This window comes from Gordonibacter faecis (assembly GCF_030077735.1).
In the GTDB taxonomy this organism is placed as follows: domain Bacteria; phylum Actinomycetota; class Coriobacteriia; order Coriobacteriales; family Eggerthellaceae; genus Gordonibacter; species Gordonibacter faecis.
In genome coordinates this window covers 1-14,048 of sequence record NZ_JASJEU010000021.1, presented here as the reverse complement: position 1 = coordinate 14,048, position 14,048 = coordinate 1, and the positions used below count along the sequence as shown (strand labels likewise).

Sequence of the window (14,048 nt, the reverse complement as noted above, 5' to 3'; positions counted from 1 at the left end):
CGTTGGACGGCATGCTCTTCTCAAAAGACTATTCGCATCTCCTGCTCATTCCCGAGGGCAAGGAGGGTGCTATCGCCATCCCCGGTTCTACCAAATTCATTCCCGCCCAGGCATTGTCCCTGTGCCATCTGGGCTCCTCACTCTCTGCCGGGGATGGCAGCACCAATTTTACAACTCATGACAGAATGCTCTTCTCAAAGGATATGAAGACCTTGGTTGCAGTTCCACCGGCTTACGGGACGTCTGTGGTACTTCCAACCGAGACTGAGGTAATCGGCGAGTATGCTCTCGCTGGCTGCAAAGACCTTGCGTCGATCACAGTGTTAGGCAATGTACATTCAATTGACCCAACTGCCTTTGCTGACGAGGTCAAAGCATTTGCCGTCGTAGCGCTCCCAGCAGGTGAGGACTACAAAGTTCGCAAGGCCGTTTGGGAAGCGGCTGGTTTCCAACACTTCGCTGAGCCTGCTCAACCTGGCACAACAACAAGTCCCAACGCCAATGAAGCCTCCGGCCTCACCTACACTCTGCTTGATGACTACACCCTCGCCGTTTCCTGGCAAGGTAAAGACGATCCCGAGGCCAACCTCGAAGTCCCCGCCTCCGCCGAGATCAACGGAGTCCCTTACCGCGTGAGCACCATAGCCGAGAACGCCTTCGCCAACCGCGGCTCTCTCACGAGCGTGAAACTCCCAACGACCATTACCACCATCAGCACCGCTGCTTTCGCTGGTTGCGCGAACCTCTCAATCATCGAGTTCCCCAACACTCTCCACACCATCGGCGAACGTGCCTTCGAAGCAACGTCAATCAAAGACCTCTGTCTTCCCACCAGCATCAACTCCATCGGTTCCCGCGCTTACGCCTCCTGCTCAACTCTCGAACGCGTAATAGCCCTCGGCACCTCTGAAGTAGCAAGCGACGCCCTCGCTGGTTGCACCAACGTCTCCATCTACGTTCCCTCCGGCTCCGAGGACACCTGGAACCCAGGCCTCCCTTCGGACAACAACCACCTCATGCCTTATGGTGTCTCCCTTTCCGAAGAACCCCTCACCATCGAAGTCGGACAAGAGGCCAACCTGCTCGAAGGTGGCAACCTCCAAGCTCCCGATCCCATAGAAGCTTCCTACTCCTACGCTGCCGCACCTCTGTCAGTCGATGCCGGAACCGTCTCAGCCAAGAAGGAAGGCACTTCTGACGTCACCGCTGTGCTCACGTTGGATGATGTGGAACTCACTCGCGCAATCCGCACCGTAGAAGTCTCCCCGAACCCAGAAGCCGAGGCCAACATAACCCAATTGAGCTCCGAGGTAGCCCTACCAGGGGTGTATCTCTCCGAAGCTAGCGACATCCAAATCAGCGTGGACGCTCCCTTCGCCGTCACCTTCGGTGCAGATAAGCCCTACGATGTGGCAGAAAACAAAGCAGCAGCTGCATCAATAGAGGCCCCTGCTTCATTTAGAAACAATATGGATCTTCCTGTACAGCTTGCTAAGGTTGATTGTTCGATTGATGGTATTGCCAACTATCTCACGCCAATAAATAATGATTTTCCCCTCAGCAAGCAAAAACTCTTCAGCCTTTACCCCGAAGGCAAAGTTGGCAAAGCTGTGCACTTTGGCTACTACGATAAGCTAAACAGCGTGGTTCCCGATGATCGAGGTGCCTTTGTCATACAGCCAAACTCTCTATCCTCTTATATCTTCCGCTTAAATCTTACTAACGATACCACCCTTGCAAACGCCAAGGTAAATCCAAGTATTGCTGATGGTGGCATTACCTCTCGCAGCCTCGTTTCTGTGATGTGCACTTTCGAGCACTTGAGCTTCTATCTGAAAGATAATGAAGGTAACTTTTATACTCTCGCCGATGTAAAGGAACACGCGAACAGCATTGCTGAAAGCGGAGAGGATTCTCCCTACTGGAACCAGTACAACGACTATCTCAATAAAGAAAATTCTTATACCTGCCAAACCATCTGGGGTGGTACTCCCTATGACGTGCGCATCATCGGAATCAATCATGACGAACTCGCTTCAAGCTCGAGTAAGGCTGGCCTTACCTTCCAGTTTAAGAACTTGCTGAACGAGAAATACCCGATGAACACCTCAGGCATCGACGCCGGCAGCTGGGGCGTAAGCGAACTCCGTGCGAGGATGAATCAAGGTGGTGATATCTGGAGCATGGTTCCAGCAGACCTCCAAAGGCAGATTGCCACTGTCAAAAAGTACTATGGATCTGACTGTACCAGCACCTCTGCTGAGGTGAGTACTTCCAAAGACCAACTCTTTCTTGCAAGTTATTTCGAACTTACGGGGTCTGTATGGAGCGGCTGGTCATCCAGGCTATGGCTTGCAAATGAAGGTACTCAATACGAGTACTGGAACGGTAAAGTGACTAATGATTACAGCGATAATGCTGCCTTGGAGAAGGGCTTTCAATCGACTCCGCCGTCGAAGGGTGTTTTTTGGTGGGAGCGTTCTGCGAACCCGAGCAACTCCATGACCTTCCTTCGTGTGAGTGACGGCGGTGACCCCAGCGATTACAACAACGCGAACGCCTCGTGGGGTATTTGTCCCTGCTTCTGCCTCTAATCAAGCATCTAGCATCTGCCGGGACTGTGTCCCCCTCCCCGGCAGATTCGTCTCACACCTTTGTTATTGCAGCAGGTATCTTCGCAGCGATTGAGCTGCGGGGCTTAAAGAAAGGAACGTGCCAGTTATGCCGAGCACGAGATATATATCGAAGCCAAGTACGCGGCACGTAGGTGTTAATGTGCTTGCGCTTCTGCTTGTCTTCATAACAGCGTTAACGCTCGTCTTGCCTGCTGCTAAGGCTTATGCAGCAAGTGGTGGAAGCACCTCGCTTGGCATCATGATCATTGACTCTTCCAAGGGTCAAAGCGTCTCCCCGGGCACTACTAATCTTGGCATCCGTGTGACCAACTCCAGCGTCGAATTCAAAACAGAGTACACGCTCACGCTCAACTTTAACGATGGCTCGGGGAATAGCTCAACGGTGACTGCAACCTACAACCAGCTTCTTCCCGATGCTCCTGTTCCTCCAACGCGTACGGGCTATACCTTCCTTGGCTACTACGACACACTAGTGGGTGGCAATCAAATCTACGATCAAAATGGCAAGAGCACCCTTGTTTGGACGATAGCAAAAGACACTCCTCTTTTCGCCCATTGGCAAGCTAAAACCACTCAAGTCTCGTTTGACCCAAACTCAGGAACAGGTGGACAGACTGGTCAGGTGACTGCTACGTATGATTCTGATATGCCTGCTATTACGTCTAAGCCCACAAAGGACAACCATACCTTCTTGGGTTACTTCGACGAAAAAAGTGGTGGCACCAAGTACTACAACGCTGATCTTACGAGCGCCACCAAATGGAACAAGGTGTGTGATACTGCCACCCTCTATGCTCAGTGGCAGATAGACTCCTACACCTTTACTTGGAAGGCTAATGGAGGTAGCTGGGCTGGCTCTACTGCTGACAAGACTACCACGGTCAACCATGATGCGCTGGTGATTCCACCGCAGGAACCCTCTCGTCCTGGGTATAAGTTTGATGGGTGGTATAAGGAGGGGCTTACTGTCCCTTGGAACTTCCAAACTGACAAGCCAACGCAGAACACCACCCTTTACGCCAAGTGGTCGGAGCATATTGTGTGTACGGTTCCTGTTTCAACCCTGCTTCAAGTGGATGCTAAGGGAGAGGTAACTGGCATTACTGGCAGAACCCATCAGTTTGCCTCTCAGACTACCGCTCCCATAGTCGTGACCTCTGCAACAAGCACGCTGCTTGCAGGTGCCAACAGTTTGTTTCCTGATGATGCGGCAAGAAAGGATGTCGCTATCCTTATCACTCCCCAGGGAGGTGTGCAAAAGTCTATTCCGCTGGCGACAACAACTCCTGTCAGTCTTGGCTTCCAGATCGACACGAAGGGAACCTTGCCTGTTTCTTTCAGTCTGTATCTTCCTGCTACTGCCCGCTTGAACTACCTAGCAAACGATGGCACGGCCGAGATGGCCAGCATTTCCTAAACAGTTTCTCTCGCTAACCCGCAGTAAAGCCAACATACTCAGCGGCAGGACCCACCCGTCCTGCCGCACAACCCGCAGGCGCGCTTACCCCATAGGCGCGCCCGTTGTGGTTTTGGGGTCCTGTGTCCCTGCCGCGCGAAAAAGTGTGACGCGCTCCGCGCTGGCTAATAGGCCAAGAGACATCCGGCTCTCTCGCATTATGACGAGGGCTTTCGTGCCTGAGTGAACGAATGGTTAAAGTTTTCCGCCGAAGGTTGAGGATAAACCTATGACCTGCGTTTTCGCGCTTCGCGCGAACGGCGCTCTGGAGAACGCCGCTACGGGGATTATGCCAATTGCAAGTCAACGCCTTCCGGCCAGTTCATAAGCAGGGCAACGTAGGCTGGGGGGTTTGGGAGGGTTCTTGGCGCTTCTGAACACCATTTTCTTAGCGCCCGAAGGGCGCATTCTAAAGCATGAAGGAGCGCAGCGCACGAAAACGTCTTTCCGCGCAAAGCGCGAAAGGACGTTTGAGCAGCGGAGCGGCGCGCCAAGAATCCTCCCAAACCCCCCAGCCGGACAGGTTGAATCCTAATAGATAGCGCGAAGCGCGTCAGACTTTTGCAAGCGTAACGTTTCTTCTCTACGGAATGGTACAAGTTCGTTGACGGGATGGCTTCCATTTCTTTCGACGCTCCGCCTTTGCCCGCCTGGCGCGCTAGGCTCCTGGGGGTTACTTCTGTCAGGGGGAACCTCCACTATAAGATGACGAAGGGGGCGCGGTGCGACCGGGGGGTGTTCGGACTATATTCCAGCTGTTCGCGCGGGATGTGCGGCGGCTGGCGCACAATCCGGTGGCCATTATTGTGACGCTGGGCGTGTGCGTGATTCCGTCGCTCTATGCGTGGTACTGCATCGCGGCGAACTGGGACCCTTATGCGAACACGGACGGCATTCGCGTGGCGGTAAGCAACGAGGACGAGGGTACGGACAACAATCTCACGGGCAGGATGGACGCGGGTGCTCAGCTGGTGGAGGCGCTGCGCGATAACCACCAGCTGGGGTGGACGTTCGTCTCGTCCGAGGAAGCGGTGCAGGGCGTGTACGCGGGGACTTACTTCGCGGCCATCGTCATCCCGCCGCACTTCAGCGCGGACATGGTGGGCGCAGCGCGCGGCGAGGCTCCGGCGCCGCAGTTGCAGTATTACGTGAACGAAGAGCAGAACGCGGTGGCTCCCAAAATCACCGACGCGGGCGCTGCGCAAGTGGAACGCCAGGTGAACGAGGCGTTTGTGGGTGCGCTCACTCGCGTGGTGGTGGAACGTGCGCAGGCGGAAGGGCGTAGCGTGCTTGAGGCGGAATCTCAGGCCGAAGGCGGGCTTCTGCAAGGCGTTGACCAGGCGCTGGCCGCGCTCGACCAGATGCGCGCGTCGCTTGCGTGCGCGGTGTCAACCGTGGAAGCGTCGAAGGGTGCGGCTGCTGATGTCCGTTGCACGCTTGCGGACGTGCAGGCGCAACTGCCGGAACTTTCCCGGGCGCTCGACGAGAACGCGGCGCTGCTTGACCAGGCGCGACGTGACGCAGGCGCCTACACCGCCGCGGTCACGGATGCCATCGAGCGGGCGCGGATGCTGGTGGGTGACGCCTCGTCAAAGGCCAACCAGTCGGTGGGCGAAGCGGCGAGCACGCTCGCGGCGCTCAAGGGGCGCGTGGACAGCGCGCTCGCAACGGCTGAAAACCTTGCCAGCACCAGCCAGCAGGCGCTCGATGAACTGCGCCGCCAAGCGGCCGACCGGCCCGAGCTGGCCGACGCCCTCGCGCAGCTGGAAGACCAGGTGGCGCAGCAAGAAGCCACCCTGCAAGCCCTGCGCGCGGCAAGCGATGCCCTGGCCGGTGCCGCTCAGGATGCGGCCGACGCGCTTCAGGCCGCAACGCAGGCGGCGCAGGACGAAGCGGGCGTGTTATCCCAGGCCCAGCGCTCGTTCGCTACTGAAGTGGCGCCGCAGCTGGCAAGCGCGCTCGACTCCCTCTCGCGCGCAACGGGCACGCTGTCGCAGGCGGTGGCGGGCCTCGAAACGGCCACGGCGAACGCGGATGCAGCCACCGGGCAACTTCAAACCGTGCTGGACGAGGCGGGCCAGGCGCTCACTTCCGCCGACGACGCGCTCGGGGCGCTGCGCGACCGCTTGGCGCGCACGGCGGGAGACCTCGCGGCACTTCGAGGTTCGGCCGCTTCGGCGGGCCTCTCGACGCTGCTTGGCATAAACCCCCAGGATGCGGGCGGGTTTATGGCCTCGCCCGTAACGCTGCACACCGAAACCATCTACCCGGTGAACACCTACGGCGCAGGCGTCGCACCGTTCTACACGAACCTGGCGCTGTGGGTGGGAGGCCTCATCCTGGTCACCATTTTCAAGCTGGAGGTAGATCGCGAAGGGGAGGGCGCGGTTTCGGCCGCGCAGGGATACGTGGGGCGCTGGCTGTTGCTGGGGACGCTCGGCCTCGTGCAGGCAACCATCGTGTGCGCGGGCGACCTCATCATGGGCGTGCAGTGTACGAACGTTGCCGCGTTCATGGGAGCGGGGCTCTTCGCCTCGTTTGTGTACGTGGGCCTCATTTATGCCCTGGCGGTGGCGTTTCGACACATCGGCAAAGCGGTGGCGGTGGTGCTGCTTATCATGCAAATTCCCGGCTCATCGGGCATGTATCCCGTGCAGATGATGTCCGGGTTCTTCCAGGCCGTGCACCCGTTTTTGCCGTTCACGTACGGCATTGACGCGCTGCGCGAGGCTATTGGCGGCATGTATGGCGCGCACTACTTCATTGACCTGGGGTATTTGGCGCTGTTCTTGCCCGTGGCGCTGCTGGTGGGGTTGGTGGCGCGGCCGTATCTGCTCAATGTGAACCTGCTGTTTGACCGCAAGCTGGCCGAGACCGACGTGCTGGTGGGCGAAGCTGGCGAAGGGCAACCCGGCGGGCGCTTCCGTTTGCGTACGGTGGTGCGCGCGCTGCTGGATACCGCAGACTATCGCACGGCGCTGCTAGCGCGGGTTGCGCGGTTCGACGCCGGGTACCCCCGCCTTGTGCGCACCGGGTTCGCGCTGCTGGTGGGGCTTTCCGCGTGCATGGCGGTGCTCATGATGGTGCTTGACGTGGGGCCGAACGGCAAGATTGTCATGCTGGTGATATGGATTGCCCTGCTTATAGCCGTGTCCGCGTTCCTCATTGTGGTGGAGTACGTGCGCGCCAGCCTGAACTACCAGGTGCGTCTGAGCACCCTGGATGAAACCGAGATGCGAAGCGAAGCGCGCGCCCACGTGCCCTGCTGCGCGAAGGCGGGAGCGAGTGCAGGTGCAGGCGCGGACGGGGCGGGAGCAAGTGCAAACACCCCCGAAAGCCAACCGCCCCAGGACGGTGACGCCTCATGAGGGCGGCGTGGCAGCTGTTCGCGGGCGACGTGCGCAACCTCGCGCACAGTGTGGTGGGGCTCGTGGTGGTGTTGGGCCTGGTGGTGGTGCCAGCGCTGTACGCGTGGTTCAACATCCTGGGCGGCTGGGACCCGTACGAAAACACTGGCGGCCTCAAGGTGGCGGTGGCGAACGAGGACGCGGGCTACCACGGCGACCTTGTGCCGCTGGACGTGAACATCGGTGACGACGTTGAGGACGCCCTGCGCGCAAACAAGCAGCTGGACTGGGTGTTTACCGACGCCGATGCCGCGGTGGAAGGCGTGAAGTCGGGCGCGTATTTCGCTGCCATCGTCATTCCGAAAAGTTTTAGCGACGACATGATGACGCTGTTCTCCGATGACATTCACCACTCTGACATCGTGTATTACACCAACCAGAAGGAAAACGCCATCGCGCCGCGCGTCACCAGCGAGGGCGCGAGCGACGTGCAGTCCAACATTGATAGGACCTTCGCCGAAACGGTGGATCAGGTGGGGCTCAAAACGGTGTCGCAGCTGGCGGCGTATCTCGACAGCGATTCGGTGGGTTCGTACGCGGCCGCGCTCAGCCGTTCGTTGGGCTCGGCGGCGCTTGACTTAGAAGGTGCCGCGGCACAGGCGCGCTCGTTTGCGGCGCTGGCCGGGGCCACGTCGGCGCTTGCGGGTACGTCCGCGCACCTGTTGGATGGCGCGGGTGCCTCGGTGGGAACGACGCGTGAGCTGCTGGGAGACGCTGCGGCGGGAACGCAGGACGTATCCGGCGCACTTGATGCCGCATCGGCCCTGGCAGATGACGCGCTCACGCAGGGGATGGCTGGCCTTGATGCCGTGGCGGAACGGGTGGAAGCGGCCCTGGGCGCGCTGGATGGCCGCGCCGACACGGCGGCGGGCGACCTGACCTCCGCCGCCGCAGATGTGCGGCGGCTTGCCGAATCGTACGCGGCCGTGCGCGATGCCGTGGCCGCGGCCGACCCCACCAGTCCCGCGCTCGGCGCGCTCGATCGCGCCGTGGCACTGTTGCAATCGCTTGACCAGGCGCTCAGCCAGGCGTCCACCGACCTGGACGGCGCGGCGGAGCAGGCCGCCGCCAGTCGCCAAGCCGTGCGCACGCTTGTTGACGAAGCACGCCAGCAGCTGGAAGACGCGCGTCACGCCTTCCACGACAACCTGGCCACCTCGGTGGATGCACTCAAGTCATCGCTTGCTGCGGCGCAGTCGTCGGCCACCACGCTCTCCGACGACCTGGCCGCCACGGCCGCGGGGCTTTCGCAGGCATCCGGCTCGCTGGAAACCAGCCTCGCCGCCACGCGCGACACGCTCAACCAGTCTGCAAGCGCGCTCGCCGACGCCTCCGCCAACGTGAACGAAGCGAAAGCGCGCCTCGATGACGCGCTTTCTCGGGGTGACCTCAACGAAGTGCGTGCCCTCATCGGCTCCGACCCGCAGGGCCTCGCCTCGTTTCTGGCCGCGCCCGTGTCGCTCGACCGCCACGCCGTCTACGGCATCGCCAACTACGGCTCGGCCATGGCGGGGTTCTACACCATCCTCTGCCTTTGGGTGGGCGCCATCATTTTGGTGGCGCTTTTGGAGGTGAAGGTGTCCGACCGTCGCATCGCGCAGCTTGGCGGAAACGTGTCGCTCTCGGCGCGCTACTTCGGCCGCTTCGGCATTTTTGCCGTGCTAGCCTTGCTGCAAAGTACCGTGGTGTGTGCGGGCGACCTGTTCTTTGTGGGTGTGCAGTGTGAGCATCCGCTGTTGTTCATGGTGGCCGGCTGGGTAGCATCCCTTGTGTTTTGCCTGATCATGTACACGCTCGTGGTGTCATTCGGCGACATAGGGAAGGCCATAGCCGTGGTGCTGTTGGTCATGCAGGTGGCGGGCTCGGGCGGCACGTTCCCGGTGCAAATGATGTCCGACTTCTTCCAAGCCGTCTATCCGTACTTGCCGTTCACGCATGCCATCAGCGCCCTGCACTCCTGTATCGGCGGCATCTACGGGAACCAGTACGCCGTCCAGCTGGGGAAACTACTACTGTTCGCCGTGCCCGCGCTGCTGCTTGGCCTGGTGCTGCGCCGCCCCGTCATCCGCCTCAATGACTACGTCATTCGCAAACTGGAAGAAACAAAAATCATGTGAGGGCGCCGGGTGCGACGGGGGGTGCCGGGGAGTGTCGTGCCTGGCACACGCGCCGCGCCGCACCATCCCCTGACACCCCGACACCCCCACGCCTTGCCATTAGTTGTCGCGCACTAGTCGGCGGTAGAGCAGGGCGAACGCACCTGCTGCCACAGCAATCCAGGCGAGCGTGATGGCCGCGGGCATAAGCGCGTCGGTGGTGAACAAGCGCTCGTCAAGCAGCAGCTTCAGCAGCGCGTCCATGCCGCCGGTGGGGAAGAAGCGGATGACCTCGGCGGCTTCTTCGCTCATGTTGCCCACCATGGGGGCGATGGCCAGAATGAACACGGGGGTGGCGTACAAGCTTGCCGTCATCTGATCGCGCGCGGCCAGGCCCATCAATAGCGACACAAGAACGATGGGTACTGCGCCCACCACGCCAATGACCAGGTACGGAAGCAGCATCTCGCGCGAGGCACCCACCACGAAAAAGCAGACGGTGTCAATGATAGCCACGGCCGCGAGTGCCACCACGGCACGCGAGGCCACAATCTGGCCCGCGCCCACGTTCGCCAACATGAGCGTGCGCAGCGTGTGCTTCTCCTTCTCCTCGGCAAGCGCCGTGGCCGCGGCGGTCATACTCACCATGCCGGCGGTGGTACAGAGCGCAATCGACAACAGAAACGCGGTGATGAATGCGGCGCTCTCGGGCGAGCCATCGCCGTTCTTCCCTATGGTGAACTGGTAAAACAGCGTGAATCCGACGGGCATGAGGCAGCAGATGAGGACGGTGGGGTTCTTCACGAGGTCCATGAGGTCCTTCGTCAAGAGGGTTTGTGTTTTGCGTAGAGCGGCTTCCATGTTAAAACTCCCTTCCCGTGAGTTCGAGGAATACTTCTTCCAGGTTGGGCTCCACCGAGTGGAGCGACAGGCACGCGTCCGCGGCCAGCGCTTCGGCCACCACGGAGGCACCCGCGGCATCCTTCGTGGTGTGCACGACGCGGCCGTCGGCCGTGCGCATAACCAGTTCGTTGCGGGCGAAGCGCAGCTTGAGCGCCTCGGGTGCGTCGCAGGCCACCAGGTGTCCGGCGTCCAAAATGCCCACACGGCCGCAGAGCGCGTCGGCCTCGGCCATGTCGTGCGTGGTGAGAAATACAGTGGTGCCGGCGTCGTTCATCTCGCGCAGCATCTTGTGCACCTCGGCGCGTGCGGCGGGGTCGAGGCCGCTTGTGGGCTCGTCGAGAAACAGCAGCTCAGGCGCATGAATGAGTGCGGCCAGCAGTGCGGCGCGCTGGCGCATGCCCTTCGAGCAGTTCTTCACGAGCGTTTTCTTCTTGTCGGCCAGGTTCATGCGCTCAAGCAGCGTGGTAATGCTACCCGCACCCACGCCGCGGATCTGGGCGTAAAAGCGCAGGTTTTCCTCGATGGTCATGCGCTCGTAGAGGGCGCTCGTGTCCGACAGAATGCCGATGCGCTCGTAGTCGGCGTTCGTGGCGTGCTCAATGGGGCGGCCGAACAGGGTAATGCGCCCGGAGTCTTTCACCAGCTGGCGCGTGAGCAGCTTGATGGTGGTGGTTTTGCCCGCGCCCGAGGGGCCCAGGAACCCAAAGCATTCGCCGCGTTCCACTGCAAACGTCAGGTGGCGCAACACTGGCTTGCCTTTGAAGGCGAGCGAGACATCTTCCATAGAAAGGAGGGGTGCCATGGTTTTACGCCCCCTTCCGCGCCGTGCGAAGCGCAACGAGGTCGGCTTGCAGCGCCTTCGCCTGATGGGTGAGGCGCACAACAGCATATGACGTGACAATGACGGTTACGACGAACGCAACCGCCAGCAAAAGCACGAGAACGGCTAACTGATCGATGGTGAGCATGGGGAGATGTTCCTTTCCGAGTTCGGTTGTCCAACGCGGCCCAGTATTGCCGAGCCCCTGCGCGCTCACAACCGTTTCGCGACGTCAGGCGTGCGTTCGCGACGACAGGAGCATACGGGGGGACGAAAGGAGCACGGGGGATGTGCGCGGCGATGCGGCGCGGAAGGAGGCGCGGCGATGCGGCGTGGAAGCGCGCGCGGGATGGGCGTTGTTCGGAGTGGAACGACGAAGTGCGCTTACGCCTCTTGGGGCGCGCGCTTGATGACGAGCGCCAGGGCTACAACGGAGAGGGCGGTCCATACAAGGATGCTTACGGCGGGCAGCACGGCCGTCGGCGTAAACAGCATGCCTTGCAGCGCCAGCTGCGTGAGAATATAGAGGCCGCCGGTGGGCAACAGCGGCGTGAGGGCAGCCATCCCCTCATTCACCATGGTGAACAGGGGAAGCACACCGACAATGATGAAGGGCGTGTCCAGGGTCATGGCGTTCATCTGGTTGCGCGTCACCAGCCCGACGGCCAGCGAAACGATGGTAAGGGGCAGTGCGCCCACCAACGCCACGGGGGCGACAAGCACGGCGTTGAGAGCTGCCGCGCCAACAGCAAGGGCACTGAGTGCGGCCACTCCTGCCACAATGAAGCTGGCGGCAAGGCCGTGGGCGAGCACGATTTGGCTCTGTCGCACGCCCGCCAGGAGAAATGTGCGCAGTGTGTGCTTCTCGCGTTCTTCGGCCATTGCGTACACGACAATCATAGTGGTGACCATGATGACTTCGAACAAGACGGCGTAGCTGAACATCGCCGTTGAGAACAGCTGCCGTTCTTCCGGTGCTTCGATGCTTCCCTGCCCTAGAAACCACAGCATGACCGTCAGCCCCAGCGGCACCAGGCAGCTGACCAGCAGGGCGGGGTTGTGAACCACGTCTGCCAGATAGCGCCGCGTCAGCACGAGCGTGGTGCGGGTGCCTTCGGAGGTTCTACCAGCCATAACGTTGCCTCATCTCCTCGGCGCGGCCCTTCGCCAGTGGCACGGACGAGCCCGCCGCGTCGTTCAGCAGCAGGTTGTAGCTGTTGCGGGTGTAGCGTTCCACCTTCGCCACCTTCTGCACGTTCACGAGAAACGACCGGTGACAGCGGAAGAACCCGGCGCGGCTGAGGTCGCGCTCAAGTTCATCCATGGTACGCGGGGTGAGGTAGAGTTCGCCGCGCACGGAGAGATAGGTGGCTTTGTTGAGACTTTCGGCGAAGTCGATTTCGCGCGGGTCGAACAGCAGCGTGGCCGTTTCGGTTTTGGCGGGAATTTTGAGGACGCGCACCTCGTCACCGTCGTAGGCGTCGGCGGGTTCGGCGTCGATGTCGTCCGTGGGGTCGTCCTGGTCAGCCACGTAGAAGCGTCCGTCCTCGTGCCAGCAGGCAATGCCGGGCATGAGCAGCGCCTCGCGCAGCGACTGGCCAACGGTGATGAAGCGGCAACCGAGGGCGGTGCGCTCGTCCATCCAGGCAAGTGCCGAGGCGCGGCTGGTGGCGTCGAGGTCCGACAGCGGGCGTTCGATGAAGCACACTTCAGGTTCGAACAGGCTGGCGCGCGCGAGGTTCACCAGCATCATCTCGGCGGGGGAGAGGTCGCGCATGCGGCGCGAGGCGAGGGCGCGCAGCCCGAAGTGCGTGATGGCGTCCTCGTGGTGCACCGAGCGGCCGGCCAGGCTGCTGAACAGGCGCAAGTGGCGCGTTACCGTGTCGCGCTCGCAGCCGCGGTCGGTTTCCACGATGAACGCGCAGCGGCGCGTGTGGTAGCGTTCGCGCACGGCGGTGAGCAGGGCGGCGGACACTTCGCGGTTGCACTCAATGTGCACGCTATCCTCGGCGGCGAGCAGGGTTTCGATGGAGGCGAACTCGGTCACGCGGGTGTCCTAGCGGGTAGTTTCGCCGGCGGGCAGAATTTCCAGCCAGCAGCCGTCGGGGTCCTGGATGAAGTAGATGCCCATGCGCTCGTTCACGAAACAGATGCAGTCCATCTCTTCGTGCAGGGCGCGGGTGGCGTCCATGTCGTCCACCTCGAAGGCCAGGTGAGTGTCGCGTCCGCCGTTGTCGTAGGGCTCGGTGCGCCCGCGGTTCCACGTGAGTTCCAGCTGGAAGGGCGCCTCGTCGTTGCCGATGAAGACGTTTTCCCACGAGCCGTCGTCTGGCCCCATGCGGTGCTGCACGGTAAGGCCGAGCGCCCGCTCATAAAACGCGAGCGACGCATCAAGGTCAAGCACATGTATGCATTCATGAACCATCTTGGCTTTCATGGGACTCCTTTCAGGTTATGCGCGCGGTGCGCGAGGGCGACGCGCGCGGCGCGCGGCCGCGCCGGCCGCTTCTCTTGCGAAGTATACACAAAGACACCCCGTGCGTTTTCTGCTATCCGAGTGTGCGCTTCACTAGGATGACAGAAGATGCTCGAGTCGCGGCCCGTCAATGGCGAGGTAACAGCGAAAGAGTGCCCTACTGGCACAAATCGCCCTTTAGGGCGTGCGGCAGGATTCTTGGACTTACTCAGGCTACCAGCCCGAGTCTTCTACGGCGGCCTGCGATGGTTTCG

At 61.0% G+C, this 14,048-nt stretch carries 10 protein-coding genes; 4 read left to right on the top strand and 6 right to left on the bottom strand.

Annotated features, from left to right (window positions below; genetic code table 11):
• Positions 1-11 precede the first annotated feature (11 nt).
• From QNJ86_RS10660 to QNJ86_RS10645, 4 genes are all read left to right on the top strand, one after another.
• Positions 12-2,594, top strand: a complete 2,583-nt coding sequence (locus QNJ86_RS10660) for a leucine-rich repeat protein (protein WP_283832622.1) — start codon at positions 12-14, stop codon at positions 2,592-2,594.
• A gap of 127 nt (positions 2,595-2,721) precedes the next feature.
• The gene (locus QNJ86_RS10655; RefSeq protein WP_283832608.1) at positions 2,722-4,053 is read left to right on the top strand and encodes an InlB B-repeat-containing protein; all 1,332 of its coding nucleotides are present in this window, start codon (positions 2,722-2,724) and stop codon (positions 4,051-4,053) included.
• 761 nt (positions 4,054-4,814) lie between these two features.
• The gene (locus QNJ86_RS10650; protein WP_283832607.1) at positions 4,815-7,460 is read left to right on the top strand and encodes a YhgE/Pip domain-containing protein; all 2,646 of its coding nucleotides are present in this window, start codon (positions 4,815-4,817) and stop codon (positions 7,458-7,460) included.
• Entirely contained in the window at positions 7,457-9,616 is a 2,160-nt protein-coding gene (locus QNJ86_RS10645; protein ID WP_283832606.1) for a YhgE/Pip domain-containing protein, read from the top strand. Before QNJ86_RS10650 ends, QNJ86_RS10645 begins: the two co-directional genes overlap by 4 nt.
• 99 nt (positions 9,617-9,715) lie before the next feature.
• Here the strand turns inward: QNJ86_RS10645 and QNJ86_RS10640 are convergent, their stop codons facing one another.
• The 6 genes from QNJ86_RS10640 to QNJ86_RS10615 form a co-directional block, all read right to left on the bottom strand.
• Entirely contained in the window at positions 9,716-10,456 is a 741-nt protein-coding gene (locus tag QNJ86_RS10640; protein WP_283832605.1) for an ABC transporter permease, read from the bottom strand.
• 1 nt (position 10,457) lies between these two features.
• Complete coding sequence (locus tag QNJ86_RS10635; protein WP_283832604.1) at positions 10,458-11,300, bottom strand: ABC transporter ATP-binding protein; 843 nt, start codon at positions 11,298-11,300, stop codon at positions 10,458-10,460.
• Between the two features lie 4 nt (positions 11,301-11,304).
• Positions 11,305-11,466, bottom strand: a complete 162-nt coding sequence (locus tag QNJ86_RS10630) for a hypothetical protein (RefSeq protein ID WP_283832603.1) — start codon at positions 11,464-11,466, stop codon at positions 11,305-11,307.
• Between the two features lie 236 nt (positions 11,467-11,702).
• On the bottom strand, positions 11,703-12,452 hold the full coding sequence (locus QNJ86_RS10625; protein ID WP_283832602.1) for an ABC transporter permease: 750 nt from the start codon (positions 12,450-12,452) through the stop codon (positions 11,703-11,705).
• On the bottom strand, positions 12,442-13,365 hold the full coding sequence (locus QNJ86_RS10620; RefSeq protein ID WP_283832601.1) for a LytTR family transcriptional regulator DNA-binding domain-containing protein: 924 nt from the start codon (positions 13,363-13,365) through the stop codon (positions 12,442-12,444). Before QNJ86_RS10620 ends, QNJ86_RS10625 begins: the two co-directional genes overlap by 11 nt.
• Positions 13,366-13,374: 9 nt before the next feature.
• Positions 13,375-13,755, bottom strand: coding sequence for a VOC family protein (locus tag QNJ86_RS10615; RefSeq protein WP_283832600.1), 381 nt, complete (start codon positions 13,753-13,755; stop codon positions 13,375-13,377).
• Positions 13,756-14,048 lie beyond the last annotated feature (293 nt).

Excerpts from the sequence above, each read along its gene's own strand:
- QNJ86_RS10660 (WP_283832622.1), top strand. The coding sequence starts at position 12 with ATGCTCTTCTCAAAAGACTATTCGCATCTCCTGCTCATTCCCGAGGGC.
- QNJ86_RS10655 (WP_283832608.1), top strand. The coding sequence starts at position 2,722 with ATGCCGAGCACGAGATATATATCGAAGCCAAGTACGCGGCACGTAGGT.
- QNJ86_RS10645 (WP_283832606.1), top strand. The coding sequence starts at position 7,457 with ATGAGGGCGGCGTGGCAGCTGTTCGCGGGCGACGTGCGCAACCTCGCG.
- QNJ86_RS10640 (WP_283832605.1), bottom strand. The coding sequence starts at position 10,456 with ATGGAAGCCGCTCTACGCAAAACACAAACCCTCTTGACGAAGGACCTC.
- QNJ86_RS10635 (WP_283832604.1), bottom strand. The coding sequence starts at position 11,300 with ATGGCACCCCTCCTTTCTATGGAAGATGTCTCGCTCGCCTTCAAAGGC.
- QNJ86_RS10630 (WP_283832603.1), bottom strand. The coding sequence starts at position 11,466 with ATGCTCACCATCGATCAGTTAGCCGTTCTCGTGCTTTTGCTGGCGGTT.
- QNJ86_RS10625 (WP_283832602.1), bottom strand. The coding sequence starts at position 12,452 with ATGGCTGGTAGAACCTCCGAAGGCACCCGCACCACGCTCGTGCTGACG.
- QNJ86_RS10615 (WP_283832600.1), bottom strand. The coding sequence starts at position 13,755 with ATGAAAGCCAAGATGGTTCATGAATGCATACATGTGCTTGACCTTGAT.